The 12812-nt window shown below is 64.8% G+C and carries 24 protein-coding genes; 4 read left to right on the plus strand and 20 right to left on the minus strand.

Annotated features, from left to right (window positions below):
- Position 1: 1 nt before the first annotated feature.
- Positions 2-1591: a hypothetical protein gene (locus AB0O71_RS00985; RefSeq protein ID WP_363740880.1), complete on the minus strand. Its 1590-nt coding sequence runs from the start codon at positions 1589-1591 to the stop codon at positions 2-4.
- A gap of 498 nt (positions 1592-2089) precedes the next feature.
- On the opposite strand from AB0O71_RS00985, the gene AB0O71_RS00990 reads away from it, so the two are divergent.
- Entirely contained in the window at positions 2090-2812 is a 723-nt protein-coding gene (locus AB0O71_RS00990; RefSeq protein WP_363740882.1) for a hypothetical protein, read from the plus strand.
- Here AB0O71_RS00990 and AB0O71_RS00995 read toward each other — a convergent pair.
- From AB0O71_RS00995 to AB0O71_RS01025, 7 genes are all read right to left on the minus strand, one after another.
- Positions 2809-3108 (minus strand): HNH endonuclease, encoded by a 300-nt coding sequence (locus tag AB0O71_RS00995; RefSeq protein ID WP_363740885.1) that lies wholly within the window; start codon positions 3106-3108, stop codon positions 2809-2811. The genes AB0O71_RS00990 and AB0O71_RS00995 overlap by 4 nt on opposite strands.
- Positions 3109-3330: 222 nt before the next feature.
- Positions 3331-4101: a hypothetical protein gene (locus AB0O71_RS01000; RefSeq protein WP_363740889.1), complete on the minus strand. Its 771-nt coding sequence runs from the start codon at positions 4099-4101 to the stop codon at positions 3331-3333.
- Positions 4094-4297, minus strand: a complete 204-nt coding sequence (locus AB0O71_RS01005; RefSeq protein WP_363740891.1) for a hypothetical protein — start codon at positions 4295-4297, stop codon at positions 4094-4096. Before AB0O71_RS01005 ends, AB0O71_RS01000 begins: the two co-directional genes overlap by 8 nt.
- Positions 4297-4926 carry an oligoribonuclease gene (gene orn, locus AB0O71_RS01010; protein WP_363740894.1) on the minus strand — a complete coding sequence of 210 codons (630 nt, stop codon included), beginning with the start codon at positions 4924-4926 and terminating at the stop codon, positions 4297-4299. The genes AB0O71_RS01005 and orn overlap by 1 nt, the downstream gene beginning before the upstream one ends.
- On the minus strand, positions 4923-5255 hold the full coding sequence (locus tag AB0O71_RS01015; RefSeq protein ID WP_363740896.1) for a hypothetical protein: 333 nt from the start codon (positions 5253-5255) through the stop codon (positions 4923-4925). The genes orn and AB0O71_RS01015 overlap by 4 nt, the downstream gene beginning before the upstream one ends.
- Positions 5252-6031, minus strand: a complete 780-nt coding sequence (locus AB0O71_RS01020; RefSeq protein WP_363740899.1) for a hypothetical protein — start codon at positions 6029-6031, stop codon at positions 5252-5254. The genes AB0O71_RS01015 and AB0O71_RS01020 overlap by 4 nt, the downstream gene beginning before the upstream one ends.
- Entirely contained in the window at positions 6028-6150 is a 123-nt protein-coding gene (locus AB0O71_RS01025) for a hypothetical protein (RefSeq protein WP_363740902.1), read from the minus strand. The genes AB0O71_RS01020 and AB0O71_RS01025 overlap by 4 nt, the downstream gene beginning before the upstream one ends.
- 86 nt (positions 6151-6236) lie before the next feature.
- On the opposite strand from AB0O71_RS01025, the gene AB0O71_RS01030 reads away from it, so the two are divergent.
- Positions 6237-6497, plus strand: a complete 261-nt coding sequence (locus AB0O71_RS01030; protein ID WP_339975542.1) for a hypothetical protein — start codon at positions 6237-6239, stop codon at positions 6495-6497.
- A gap of 71 nt (positions 6498-6568) precedes the next feature.
- Here AB0O71_RS01030 and AB0O71_RS01035 read toward each other — a convergent pair whose 3' ends face one another.
- From AB0O71_RS01035 to AB0O71_RS01090, 12 genes are all read right to left on the minus strand, one after another.
- Positions 6569-7033, minus strand: coding sequence for a hypothetical protein (locus AB0O71_RS01035; RefSeq protein ID WP_363740906.1), 465 nt, complete (start codon positions 7031-7033; stop codon positions 6569-6571).
- Positions 7034-7224: 191 nt separating this feature from the next.
- Positions 7225-7539, minus strand: coding sequence for a hypothetical protein (locus AB0O71_RS01040; protein WP_363740909.1), 315 nt, complete (start codon positions 7537-7539; stop codon positions 7225-7227).
- A 10-nt stretch (positions 7540-7549) separates the two neighbouring features.
- On the minus strand, positions 7550-8026 hold the full coding sequence (locus tag AB0O71_RS01045) for a hypothetical protein (RefSeq protein WP_363740912.1): 477 nt from the start codon (positions 8024-8026) through the stop codon (positions 7550-7552).
- Positions 8008-8223 (minus strand): hypothetical protein, encoded by a 216-nt coding sequence (locus tag AB0O71_RS01050; protein ID WP_363740914.1) that lies wholly within the window; start codon positions 8221-8223, stop codon positions 8008-8010. The genes AB0O71_RS01045 and AB0O71_RS01050 overlap by 19 nt, the downstream gene beginning before the upstream one ends.
- Positions 8220-8441, minus strand: coding sequence for a hypothetical protein (locus AB0O71_RS01055; RefSeq protein ID WP_363740917.1), 222 nt, complete (start codon positions 8439-8441; stop codon positions 8220-8222). Before AB0O71_RS01055 ends, AB0O71_RS01050 begins: the two co-directional genes overlap by 4 nt.
- Positions 8438-8785 carry a hypothetical protein gene (locus AB0O71_RS01060; RefSeq protein ID WP_363740920.1) on the minus strand — a complete coding sequence of 116 codons (348 nt, stop codon included), beginning with the start codon at positions 8783-8785 and terminating at the stop codon, positions 8438-8440. Before AB0O71_RS01060 ends, AB0O71_RS01055 begins: the two co-directional genes overlap by 4 nt.
- Before the next feature lie 25 nt (positions 8786-8810).
- Positions 8811-9614 carry a hypothetical protein gene (locus tag AB0O71_RS01065; protein ID WP_363740922.1) on the minus strand — a complete coding sequence of 268 codons (804 nt, stop codon included), beginning with the start codon at positions 9612-9614 and terminating at the stop codon, positions 8811-8813.
- Positions 9615-9982: 368 nt separating this feature from the next.
- Complete coding sequence (locus AB0O71_RS01070) at positions 9983-10204, minus strand: hypothetical protein (RefSeq protein WP_363740925.1); 222 nt, start codon at positions 10202-10204, stop codon at positions 9983-9985.
- Positions 10205-10210: 6 nt separating this feature from the next.
- On the minus strand, positions 10211-10456 hold the full coding sequence (locus tag AB0O71_RS01075) for a hypothetical protein (protein WP_363740928.1): 246 nt from the start codon (positions 10454-10456) through the stop codon (positions 10211-10213).
- Positions 10457-10533: 77 nt separating this feature from the next.
- Complete coding sequence (locus AB0O71_RS01080) at positions 10534-11289, minus strand: phage antirepressor KilAC domain-containing protein (protein WP_363740931.1); 756 nt, start codon at positions 11287-11289, stop codon at positions 10534-10536.
- On the minus strand, positions 11286-11528 hold the full coding sequence (locus AB0O71_RS01085) for a helix-turn-helix domain-containing protein (RefSeq protein WP_363740934.1): 243 nt from the start codon (positions 11526-11528) through the stop codon (positions 11286-11288). The genes AB0O71_RS01080 and AB0O71_RS01085 overlap by 4 nt, the downstream gene beginning before the upstream one ends.
- Positions 11528-11740, minus strand: a complete 213-nt coding sequence (locus AB0O71_RS01090; protein ID WP_363740936.1) for a helix-turn-helix transcriptional regulator — start codon at positions 11738-11740, stop codon at positions 11528-11530. Before AB0O71_RS01090 ends, AB0O71_RS01085 begins: the two co-directional genes overlap by 1 nt.
- A gap of 130 nt (positions 11741-11870) precedes the next feature.
- Between AB0O71_RS01090 and AB0O71_RS01095 the strand changes: the two genes are divergently transcribed.
- Positions 11871-12332 (plus strand): helix-turn-helix domain-containing protein, encoded by a 462-nt coding sequence (locus AB0O71_RS01095; protein WP_363740938.1) that lies wholly within the window; start codon positions 11871-11873, stop codon positions 12330-12332.
- 11 nt (positions 12333-12343) lie between these two features.
- Positions 12344-12790 (plus strand): ImmA/IrrE family metallo-endopeptidase, encoded by a 447-nt coding sequence (locus tag AB0O71_RS01100; RefSeq protein WP_363740940.1) that lies wholly within the window; start codon positions 12344-12346, stop codon positions 12788-12790.
- The last annotated feature ends 22 nt before the right edge of the window (positions 12791-12812 follow it).

A 12812-nucleotide genomic window follows, 5' to 3' on the forward strand; every position in this document is an offset into this window, starting at 1 on the left:
GTTAGAACCTCGCCGCAGAGAGGTTGAGTTCGTCGCGCGCGACATCGTCGCGTTTGAGCACCATCGCTTTCGGCGGCGGTGCAGCCTGCTTCTTCGGGGATGCTTCGGACTTGAGTACGCCCCACACGGCCCATGTGATCGACTGGGCTTGCGTGATCGGTTTCGACGGGTCCGACGGCTCCCAGGTAAAGCCGGCGCGGCCGATAGCTCGGGTCGTTGCGAACTCGAACGACTTCGTCACCTCGGGCTGATCGCGGTGCAGCACGAGCCCGTCGTTTGAGTGCTCGATGAATATCGAGTGCGCTGCAGCGATCTCGTCGAGGCTCATTGCGAGGTACTTCACTTTGAGCCGGTCGAGGTCCGCGAGAATCACGGCCGCGTTCTTCGGGTCGACCACGACAAGCGCGTCCCCGAGTTCGGCCTTGAGGCTCTTCACCTCTTCGGCAACCCAGCGCACTTTGGCGTCGGTCATGTGGTGCTCGACGATGATGTGGTCGTCGTCCGCACGGATCGCTTTCGAGATGCTCGCGGAGCCGCCGCCGCGGCCGAGCGCGATCGCGATCACCCCGCCGTCGCCGAGCACGGGGTAGTCGCCCTTCACCCGCTGCCACACCTCGAGGTCGAGATCTGACAGCTTTTTGACCTCGGCTTCGCGGTGTGCCGGCCAGATAGAGAGGCGTTGGCGCGCGAATGCTTCGGGGCTGGTCTGCCCCATGCGATCCCAGTCGTCTTGCACGGTCTTCCATGCGAGGCGAATGCCGAGGCCGGGGTTTCCTTCGCGCCAGACCTGGTGGGATCCGAGGTCGATCTTCGCGGCGGTGTCGGGGTCGTCGGAGCCGATCGGGGTGTGTTCGATCCACCCGGTGCGCTCGAAACCGCCTTTGCGCCCGCGGTCGCGAAGCCCCTCGAAGTATTCGCCGTCCTGATCCTCTTTCGGGACCGTGCCGGTGAAGAGCACCTGCTTGTTCGGGCTCGCGTCGGTCGCGGGCAGCAGCGCCTCGAGGATACTCAGCGGGGAGTGCTGCGCCTCGTCAACGATGAGCACGTCGAACGAGATCCCGACGCCAGCGGACCCGGTGCGGGTGAAGAACACGAGGCGGCTGCCGTTTTTCAGCTCGATCGACCAGTTGCCGTTGCCGGTCGAGATGCCCGTCACGCCCTGAGCCGTCTGTTTGCCACCGCCGACGAGCTCGGCGCGCAGAACCGGAGAGGCGAGGATGATGCGTCGTGCACGGCGGAATGCTTCGCGCGCGGTCGCACCCTCGTGAGCGGTGTGCCCGATGAGCTTTGGCGCGCCGTCTTCGCGAGGCCAGAGGAACAGGTGGGCGAGCTCGTAGGGCAGCAGGATGTTGCCCTTGCCCTGCTGACGGGACACGAGCACACCGAACTCGGTCGCGGCCCATTGACCGAACTCGTCAATCGACGCGATGGCCTCGAGTGCCCCTTCCTGCCAGAGATCGCAGGTGATGTTCGCGAGGTCGCAGATGTCGAGGACGTCATCGAGGAGCGTGTCGGCGCGACTAAGCGGTAGCGCCCTGACTCTGGGCTCTTGCAGCCCGAGCTGCTCTGGCTTCCGCGAGTTGGTCGGCAAGGGTCAACTCCTTCGGCTGCTCGGCCGGCCCCTGAGTTGCTTCGACTGCAGCGCGGAACTCGCGGGCGATTGGGGCGAGCTTCGTCGGTTCCGAGGATGCGATGTTCACGAACGCCGTGCGCAGCGTGTCGATGATCAGCTGCTGATCATCCGTTTCGCCGGCACCCGCAGGCGGAGGCGGCGTTGGCGGGCTGGCGATGGGGGACGTGTGCGGCGCCGAAGGTCGCTTCGCTCGCCCGGCCACGGCGTGCGCTTCACGGCAGGCTTCGTCGACGGTTTCGCGGTTTCTCAGGTGCCGGCGATAGGCGGCGTCTGTACCGCAGGGGGCTTTCTGGCGCGCCATTTCGCCCTCCCGTTCAATTCCCCCACGTTTTCCCAATTCACCCACGGAGAGAAGCGCCAAGACCGCGCGGGAGCGAGGCAGCAGGAGGGGATCGCCATATTTTTTCGATTCCTCAAACCGTTGACGAAGGGAATCCAGGGAGGCAGGATAGCTGAGTGGATGACAGTTTCTCGACGCTCTTCGGACTACTACTCGGCGTTCTAGGTGCTTTGATCAGCGCTATTGGCCTAGCTGTCACCGTAGCGATTGCCATGGTTCAGTCCCGCCAGTCGAGGAAGCTGCAATCTACCGTCGATACAACGCAGGCAATCGCGACGCGACAAGATAAACAATCGCATCAACTTGGCAAACTGTTGCAGCAGGTCCATGAGGTTGCCGAAGAGACGCGAGAGATTGTTCGTCGTGGGGAGCGAGCGGAAGCTGTAGCCGAAGCGGCGGAAATTGAAGCAGACTCTGACCCCAGTGACGCGTATCAGGGTGACCAGCCAGACATGGCCGAGGCCTTGATCGAACTCTTGAATCGCCATGAGAAAGCTCAACTTGATCCCACGCAAGTGACTTGGGAGCGAAAAACCTCCGAGACTGGCGATCAGCGAGGTAACCGTGGGTGGTTTGTTTCACCGATAAGTGAGGATCGGAACGATCGTTGGTTCGTCCATCGGGGTGTGAAAGAAAAGGTCCGTCCCGCGGTGCCAAAAGACTTCCTTGAGGCGTGGACAACTACTACAGGCCTCAGTCCGCGGAACATTCGACTCGACTATCGAACAACGGAGAACACGAACGCGGCCTGGTACGTGGAAACGTACGACGGCCGCACTTGGAAGCTGAGCAAGGGCGGTCGCGGAGCCCGCGACACTATTCACGTGACACAGCTCTAAGTAGCTCCCCAGATCTCGACAACCGCCGCGTCGCTCTTCTGCCGGTTGCACTTGCGGTGGAATGGGTGGAGGTCCTGCTTCACGAGATCCCCGCCGTTGGTTATTGCTACGGGATGGTCTGCCGTGAACGCCATGGGGTCTTGGTAGTGCAGCGTGGTATCGATAGGCTCGCCGCATCCGAAGTCACTGCCGTAACCGCAGGAGAGGTTGTCGCGAGCGGTGCGTCGCTTCAGCGCCGCTGCCTTCCGCTTGTACGCCCGATGGCCCTTGCCGTTCCGGATCTGCTGCGAGGACATCGGCACCTCCCGGAGACTCCGAAGCCCCGGGGCCATGCGGCCTCCGGGCTTCTGAGCGGTTCGCTCAGTAGTCAGCATGCGAGCTAGATGATGCTCAGTGCGATCTGATGAAACGATCGCCTGGAAACAAGAAACCGGCCCCATCGAGATGATGAGACCGGTTCTGTGGCACACTTATGCCGAGCACCCACAGGTTAACACACAAGCACCGACATTCGGTGCCTACGGCTCGCTGGGAGAATCAGTGAGATGCGGACGAGCGGTGCTCTCACCGAGACTCGCAGCGACGAACTGGAACAGGCCCGGCCCCCACGACCCACCGCACGCGAAACAACGGATCTCGCACGAGCACCTATCAGCATCTTGCACGAACACGAACACGCGATAGGGCACGTGCTCACCGCCCGAAGTACGAGCCGCCCACTCCACCCCGCACTGAATGCACGGCGCAGCAATCTCGCGCGTGCGCGGCGGATTGAAGAACTCCATCACCTGGCGCACCCACCGGCGCAGCAGCGCAACGAGCGTGAACTCCACCGGCTTCCGCTCCACCCACCAGTGCTCGTCGCGCTCGCCGCCGTGCTCGACGCGCTGCTCCGCTACGAGCACGGTTACCAGCTCATCTTGCTTCGCGACCGCGACGACCTGCGACAGAAGGCGCTCGGGTACGTCGACGGTCGGCACCTGACCCGGGAACGCCGAGGCCCACGCTTCTGCTATCTGCTGGTCGATCGTTTCGTACAGGTCGAGTGCCCCGTCGCTGATCGGGAGCCGGGCGCCGAAGCTCGCTGATCCACCCGTGCTTTCCATTCCTCCGAACACGGCGTCGCGGAGCTCGGGGAGGAGCGCCGGCATCAGGCGGGCGACGATGTGCCCGGTCTCGCTGTCGGGCGCGTGCAGCGTCCAAGGTTTCGTGAGGCGCTCGAAGCACTCGTGCACGTCGAGCGCCATGAGCGCGTCTTCGTTCGCCTCTGGTGTCTTGGTCTCAGTCACGTTTTCCTCCGGTGTCAGGGTGGGCGAGCTTGGCGAGCGCGCGGGCGGTTTCGTCTTCGATGTGGGCGGTGAGGCTCGCACCGCGCACGAGCCGTCGGCGTTTGCGCACGGTGCTCACGCGGTCGCGCTCCTGCTTTCGCTCTTCGGCGGCCTGGCGCTGCTGTGCGAGCTGCGCTGGGTTCGGGATCTCGGCCATCAGTTCGTTTCTTCCTCGGCGGCGAGCGCGTCGGTTGATGTGGTGGGGGTGAGGAGGCCGGCGTTGGTGTAGTGGCGGAGTTCGGTGATGGATTCGCGGATGTCGGGGAGTGCGCGGTGTTCGAGTCGTTTCTGTGGTGCGGTGGAGAACACGTCGGGTGCGAAGCGGCGTGCGAGTTCCTTCACTGTGGAGACGTCGATGCTGCGGTAGTGCAGGGCGTTGCGGTTCAGGTCGCTCATCCACACGTCGAGGAAGCCGCGATCGAAGGGGATGTTGCTGCCGGCGGCGACCGCGCCGAGCGCGCCGTGTCGGGTGAGGAACTCGATGATGCGCTGCTGCACCGCCGGGCCCGATGACTCCTCCGTCGCGAGAGCAAGATCACCGAGCAGACCCGAACCCGCATGCATGTTCGCGACGTACTCGTCCATGCGATCCAGAGTGCGAGCGAGATCGACGTGCAGCACCTCCGAGAACGACGCGACCTCGTTCAAGGCGCTGTCCGTCACGACGACCGCGATCTCGAGCATCCAATCGCTCCGGGCATACAGTCCCGTCGTCTCAGCGTCGATCCACGCGATCCGGTCCGCCGGTGGCTCCGGAAGCGGGGCGATGGTGGTGTTCGTGCTCATTCGTCAGAGACCTCTCGTTCGGCGGCGAGCGCCGCGGTGTTATTCGTGTAGATGATTCGGGGGACCAGGTAGCCGCGCGAGATCCGGAGCTCGACAGGGGCGTCCTCCGCGCCCTCCCAGAGCATCCACGGGTAGAAGTCCCGGATCCCGCGATCCAGAGCGACCGAGAACTCGCACTCGAGCAGATCCGGAGCGGAGTCGATGCACTCCTGCGAATGCAAGATGTAGACCGTGCCCGTCTCCGAGTCCGCGCGGCCGACATGCTCGACCGGGTGCCGGCTCGCGCCGACGATGTTCTCGATCTCATCGGCAGGGACGATCTCGCTCATCTCCCCTCACCTCGCAATTGCTCGTCAGGCCGGCTTGGGTCGTGCAGCACGATCGCGGGCAGCATCGTCTCATTGAACGCGATGACGTATGTGGAGTTCGTGCACCGCCACACGCGACCCTTCGACCATGTGTCGAGCTGCGCCGCGACACCGTCGGAGAACAGCACAACAGTTCCGAACGCGAGGCCCGCCTCCTGCTCAGGTGTCGTAATCAGCTTCTCGCGCTCGCCTGTTCCCGTTGCCGCCGGAATCTCCTCGAACGCGAGCACGTTGCGAGCGAGACCGTCCCGTAGCTTGTCCATCCACTCCTCGGACATGTGGCCGTACTTTCGTAGGTGCTTCCATCCGAAAGTGCGATCGATCACGTCCCGGGCCTGAGCAAGGCGGGCGTCACTCGGTCCCGCCTCGCCTGTTACCGTTGCCGCATGATCCTCACCCTTGGCCTCGCGCTCCTCGGCATGGTGGTGCTCATCCGCTGGATTGGCGGGCGACGACGCTGAGAGTGCGGCAACCAAGACTCTCTTGGCTTGGCCCCTCCAGTACGTCTTCTCGCTCTCTTCTTCCCGCTCCCAGGCATCCGGTACTAGGGCAGTAGCTTCATCGTAAATAACGCGTGCTGCGGCTTCGATCTGTTCCTCGGTTGCGCCGCCCTGCTCGGGTGTCTTCTGGTTCGTCATGGTCGTGTTCTCCTTCGGGAGGTCGAGTGATGTTCGGGGCAGCCCCATGCGGGCGAGAGCGTTGATGTCGGTGTCGGTGAGAGGCGGGTGGGTGGTCATCCGGCGACCTCCGCGAAGAGGCTGTCCCACTCGTCACTCTCGGCGGGCGGGGCGAGCGGCGCGGCGAGTATCGTGACACCCCACCCAACGCCGGCGAAGGCATCGAGCGCGGTCGTCATGCTGCACCGTCTGGCGATGGAATAGACAGCCCTGTGCCGCCCGTATTACGGTGGAATTCAACGGATGTCTTCAACGAGGGGAAACAATGATGTCGATCCGCAGGAAACTCACCGCCACCGGTGCCACTGCCGCGCTCGTGCTCGGCGGTGTGCTCGCCGCGAGCCCGGCTTACGCTGCTGGCCATAGCTGGAGCCCGATTTGGGGTTCCAAGGCGACTTGCCAAATCAAGACCGCTAAGAAGGTGGCGTCGATTAAGCGGCAGAAGCCGATTTCGGTCAAGGTGCGGTACCTCTGCAAGGAGGTTGACGGATATTACGGCACCTCCATCGACTGGCGCACACGGTAGAACCGTCTGCGGCTTGCGCCTCTCTCGTCCTTTGGGGCGGGGGAGGCGCTTTTTCGCGTCTGAGTAGGTGATCACGCTGCGCCCCCGTCGAGCATCAGTCGGCCGGGCATCTGCGTCGCGATCATCTCGGCGACCTGCTCGCCGGTCTCCTCGAACACCGTGCGGCCCGACGGGAGCACCGTGTGCGCGTAGAACTCCTGCTCGAACGTCGCGATGCCAGACTCGATCGCCTCGAGCTTCGCCTTCACGACGAGCGCGAGTGCCCGCCACTTCTGCCTGGTCGCCTGCTCGTACGCGGCCTCTCGGGCTGACGCGGTGCGCACGCCGCGGGAATGGTGCGTGAACTCGCGCGCCTCCGGGTCGAGCAGCGGGATCGTGAACCGCACCTGGCGGCCGTTCGCCTGAAATGCGATGCGAGCGGCGCCGGGTTCCGTCATGTAGGCGAAGTGCGTCGCGCCGTAGCGGGCGAGGATCTTCTCGATCTCCCCGCGGGAGCGGTCGCTCGTGACGTAGGTCTTCGATGCGTACGTGCTCATATCTCGGTCCTCCAAAACCGGCGGCGAGCGCGGCGGGTGTTGGTGGTGGGGGTGTTGGTCCAGGTGGTGCCGCATCCGCATTTGTGTGGGGTGGTGTGTGCGGTGTGGTGGGTGCAGGTGTGGACCATGGCGCGGTGTCCTTGGGCGGTGCAGCGTCCGGTTTTCACGGCGGGGCATTTGTAGGCCATGGGTTATTCGCCTTTCCCGCAGTGGCAGAGTGGGCCGCAGTCGGTGCCGTGGTGGTGGTGTTTCGGGCCGTCGCAGCTGCCGTTGTCGCACTCCTCGGGGGTGTCGCCGGCAGTCAGGTTTCGGTTCAGGGTGGTGAGGTTGATGAGGCCGTCGGTGAGGAGCGTCTCGGCTGTCTCTTTGGCGATGGGCCTCGGGCAGTCGGTGCGGACGACGAGGGTGTTCGCGAGCTCGTCGCGGAGTCGGAAGACGTGCGCCGGGGTGAACGTCTCCTCGACGGTGATCTCGGGGCCGGAGGCGAAGGGGCTGTCGGTGGTCATGGTGTGGCTCCTAGAGGCGGTGGAAGTCGGCGGCTCGACGAGAGTTCAGGCGGATCGACTCGAATGCGGCGAGCGCGGCGGTGATCTCGGTGTCGGCGTAGTCGGTGGGTGGTGAACAGAGTTCGAGTTGTGCGTCGTCGGTCTGCAGGTGCCAGTCGTAGTGGAGGCCGTAGGCGTCGATGCGGTAGATCGGGATCCTGGTGGGGTCGGCCCAGGAGTGGACGATGTAGCCGAGGATTGTCGCGAGGCCGACGTGCCCGTGCACCCAGCCGTGATCGCCGTCGGTTCCGGTGCCGGTGAGGAGTACGAGGTTCGCGGGTGAGTGCTTGCCGTTGCGGGAGCGGAGCTGTCGGTGGTGGTGGGAATACTGGCCGGCTGAGCCGGAGCGCTTCGGAACATCGGACAGGGCTGAGCGGTCACGGTCGCGGCCGGCGGCGGCGGCGTATCCATCGGCTTCGGACCATTCGGTCACTTCCGGAGCGGGCATGCGCGCTCCCATCCGTTCACCGCGACGAGCAGGTCGCGAAGCGGTACGAGCACGGTGTTCGCGATCGTCGTGCCGAGTTCCTCGATGCGGACTGCGGCACCCTCCACGTCGACCACTGACCAGCGCGAGCCGTCGAGCAGGGTGAACGTGTCTCCGTGGGTGGGATCTAGCGGGGTCGACCGTCCGAGGCGGCTCATGCTGCGGAGCTCGCTTCGATCGTGCGACCGAAGCGCTCAGCGAGATCGGTCCTGCCGTTCTCGTTGAGGCGCTTTTGCACCGATGCCGGGCGAAGCTTCATCTGCCGGGCGACGAGGTGCGGGTGCGTGCCGAACGACAGCAGCCATTCCAGCTCCGCGACGAACTCGTCGAACGGCAGAGCCCCCCGCGGTGCCCGCGGATTCCGTGCGGCGCTCACAGCTTCACCCCGAGTGCCCGGAACGCGCGGATCGCTCGACCGTTCGCGATGATGTCGCCCATCGTGATCGATGCTTCGATTTGGCCCGCCAGCGCATCGGAAGCGTCTGAATGTAGCACTGCTGTATCGCGCGCCCGGTCGCGCTCACCGGTCACCCGTTCGAGCTCGGCGGCGAGCGCTGCGGCTTCGGCGAGGTCGGGCCAGGTGGGGTGCGAGTAGCGGCGGTTGATGATCTCGTTGATGAGGCGGTTCTCGCTGATGTCGCGGTCGGCGGCTTCGGTGCGGAATGCGGCGATCGTGGTCTCGTCGAGGGAGAGGGTCAGGTTGAGGGTGTTCTTGCCCATGGTGTGGCTCCTGGGGTGGTGGTGGTCAGGTGTGGTCGATGAGGCCGTCTTCGGTGATGAACTCCTCCGGCTCGTCGATGTCGGGGGCGGGCAGTAGGGCCTGGGCTGCTGCCTCTTCGAGGGCTTGGATCTTCGCGTCGAGCTGCGCGATCACCGGGCCGCGGAGTGCGAGGGGGAGCCGGTCGGCCTGCACGCGGGCGACGCGGGCTTCCTTGTGTTCTTCCTGTCGGAGCCTCGCGGTGCCGCAGTTCCTGCAGTCGAGATCCTGGGGAGGTCCGCCGGGGTGCTCGGTGCAGAACCGGGAGGGAGTGATTCGAAGCTGCGGGATCTCGGTGGTTCCGGAGGAACCCTCCCGCTCGCCCGCGCCCGCGCTCGCCCCCGCCCGCTCGCCCGCGCCCGCCCGCACACCCCCTACTACTGGTTTCCGGAACGGCTCGTCCATTGGGATCTCGACGGGCACCGGTGGCGGGCTGTCGGCGGGCGGATCCCACTTCGGGAAGCCCTGCTTCTGCGGCTTCGGCCACGGGGCGAGCACCTGATACAGCTCCGTCCCTGACCCCTTCGGATCCGGGTAGAACCGCAACCATCCCGCGTCCGCGAGTTCGAGCAGCATCGTCTCGACTGCGTCGATCGTCGGCCAGCTCGCGCCCTCCTCGCCCGCTTGCCACGTCTCGCGCCGGATGCGGTGCAGGTCGACCCGTTCCGCGCCGCCGACGTCCGCGAGCATGCGCAGCGCCACCATGAGCAGGCGATGCGAGTCCGTCAGCTGCGCCCACGCGATGTTCGTGAAGTCGTCGCCAGGCACCTGCCTCGGCTGTCTGATGTACATACGGTGTGATTCCCTCGATGAAGATGTTTTGCGCGGCTCCCACGTGCTCGGGTGTGACGGTGAAGCACTCGGTGAAGCCGCCTCCCCGTTCCCAGAGCCCGTGCGCCTTCTGCTCGGCATCCGTGCGGTAGGCGCGGGCGAAGCGGCGCCGGGTGAGTTCGAGCACTTCCTGCTCGCACTCGCGCAGCACGCCCTCCTGGACGTAGAGCACGATCGCGCCGGTCTTCAGGTACTGACGGACGCGGTCGAAGCGGTGTGCGCGGCCGACTTTCAGCACCGACTGCTCGGGCCACCAGACGAGGTAGACCATCGCGTACGGGCTGATCCGGTCGCACGCCGCGCTTCCCGCGCACGGGCACTCCCACGGCTCACGCATCAGCGGAGCCCTCGGTCGATGAGCCGGAAGAGGTCGACGAAGGCGTGTCCGATTCGAACGACGAGCAGACGAGGATGACCGTGACGAGCAACCCGGGCGCGACCGACAGGGTCAAGAAGACGGGGGAGGTCGGTAAGAGGCTGGAAACTGCCATGAGTCCCGATAGCGCGAGGAGCGCGAGCAGGGTGCGCCAGGCGACGAGCGACCAGTCCATGCGCGGTCACTTCTCCGCTCCGCCGGTCAGCACCGGGTTCTTGCAGGTGCGGCGCTGTGCGTGCTTGGGGAAGCGGGCGCCGGGTGCGGAGTGCGCGTCGCAGATGACGGGTCCGGCGTTGCGGGGGTGCTTGCAGTCGGCGGTGATCTGGTGCGGTGCGGGGACGGTGCTACGGGGGGTGTGCTCGTCGGCTTCGCAGGTGACGATCTGCGGTGCGTTGTCCGGGCGGGAGACGGTGGGGCTGTTGAACATGGGCATTCCTTCCGGGAATTGGGTATGCAGTAGCTGAGCCAGGCGGGGTGGTGCTGGCTGAGAGAAGGGGTCGGGAGCTACGCGGTGAGCGCCTCGAGCGGTTCGGCGGCGCGGATCAGGTCGCGGAGCTTTCGCACCCCGTCGACGGTGATGCGGATCTGAGGGGCGTCGACGATCGTCTCGTCGGTGCCGGGGTGACGGTGGGACTGCGCCTTGTAGGCGAGGAGACCGGCGTCGACCTTCGACTGGTACGCCTGCCAGCGGCCACCGCGACGGAAGATCCATCCGAGATCCTCGAGCTTGTCGAAGAGTCGCTTCTGTCCGGTCTCGATGCCAGCGCGAGAGAGCATCTTCGCGGCGTCGGCGACCGAGTAGTCACCGGTGCCGGATGCGAGTTCGTCCCAAGCGTCGGCCTTCGGCTTCGCGACCTCGAGCGCGGCGAGCGCAGCTGATGCAGCTTCGAGGACGAGGCGCATGCCGCCGGGGGTCGTCGGGTCGAGACGTGCCGGTCCGAAGGATCCGGTGCGGCGGATCTGGGGGAGTACGGTGCCGGTGACCCAGTGGCGGAAGCGGACGGCTTCGGGCTTGTCGGAGCGGAAGACGACCTCGTACATGCCTGCTTCGCTGACGACGGTCGCTGACTGCTGCCCGCCAGGGGTATCCACCAGGTGGACACCCTTCATCTCGTCGGGGAGTCGGGCTGCGACGTTGCCGACGTTCGAGATCTCGACGGCGCGGCAGACGTCGGCGAGCACGAACCACGGTTCGCCGTCGCGGAGCACAACGCGGAGCGCGGCGGCGGATTCGAACTGGAAGACTTCGAGCGTGTTCATGCCGTCCTCCGACCGTTGGTGCGGAACTCGCGCAAGCTCACTGGTTCCGGGAGAGCCTGGTGCTTGCAAGGCTCGTTCGCGGCCCAACGCTTCACGCAACCGGGACGCATCTTCCACGTGCCGCCTTTCGCTCGCTGCCGACCGTGCAACTCACCTGAGCGGAGAGCCCGGCGCACAGTCTCCTGGCATGTGCCCCCCAATGCTGCGGCCTGCTCGACGTTGATTGGAGCAGAAGTCATCAGTCACCTGCTTTCCGCATCATCGACGATGCGATGAAGACGACGACCTTCGCTACGTAGTCATCGGTCGGATTGAACTGGTCTCGTTCGACTTTGGAGAGGTAGGCGACCGAAGTGTCGGCGCCCTCGGCAACCTGCTGAAGAGTCAGGCTGGCCTTCGTGCGAAGATGTCGAATCGCTTCGCCGCTGGAGGTTGCTGTTTGTGTTGCCATGCCAAAGAGTGTCGCACCGTCTTTTGCATTGCGCAACCCAGAATGACAAAGATGTAGTTCTTAAACCCGGCTGAATGACAAATACAATGCAAGTTATGCGGCTGAGTCATTGGCATGCTAGGCTCGCGTCATGTCAAAAAGAAGTACCGAGAACTTGTCAATGAGCGAGCGGGCCGAGCTTTCTAGCCAAGTCAAAGGCCTTCGTCAGCGACTGGGAATGACGCAGCAAGAGCTCGCTGATGCCGCGGGCGTAACGCGCCAGTCCATCGGGAATATCGAAACGACCGGCAAGGTACCCCAGTCGAAGACTTTGATTCCAGTTCTGGAGGTTCTCGGTATCAAACCGCGTGCCGCAAGCTTCACTGCCGAGACCTCGCGGTGGGTAGCGATTGTCGGCGGAATCATGGACAGTCTCCCGGATGACCGTAAGGCTGCGGCGGGGCAAGCGGCGGTGACGGCAGTGACGAACGAACTGGTTGCGGCGTCCAATGTCGGCGGCGAGCGCGAGCATGTTGAGTCCCGCCACCAAGCGGATTACGACCTGGTGTCTCACCCGTTCACCGAGGAGACAGGTGAGTTGATGGATGAATAGGAGGAAACACGATGCGACGACTCATTGATGAGTCACGCCGGATGGGCGTCACATGGGAGTTTACGAACGACCTCGACCCGAGACATCCAGGCAAGTACGCAGAGGAGGTGCGGCACATCTGGCTCCTCGACGGCATGACCTACACGAAGACCCTGTGTACCTTCGCGCACGAACTCGGCCACGCCGCGCTCGGGCACTGCCATTCAATGTTCGACCACATCGAAGCACGCCAGGAGCGCGCCGCCGACGAGTGGGCCGCGCACTTCCTCATTGACCCGGATGAGTATCGAATAGCCGAGGCGAAGTTCGGAACTCAGATGGACTGGATCGGTCAGGAGCTCGGCGTGCTGCAGCGCATCGCCGAGGCTTATGCGGCTTCACTCAACCGTCTCGGCGACATGATCTACGTCGGATCCCGCATGGGCGACGGCCAGTGGGCCGCGCGCATCACCGCGTAGCGCGCCGCCCTTCGACCCGCAT

The sequence above is a fragment of the Leucobacter sp. NPDC077196 genome (assembly GCF_040687075.1).
GTDB lineage: Bacteria > Actinomycetota > Actinomycetes > Actinomycetales > Microbacteriaceae > Leucobacter.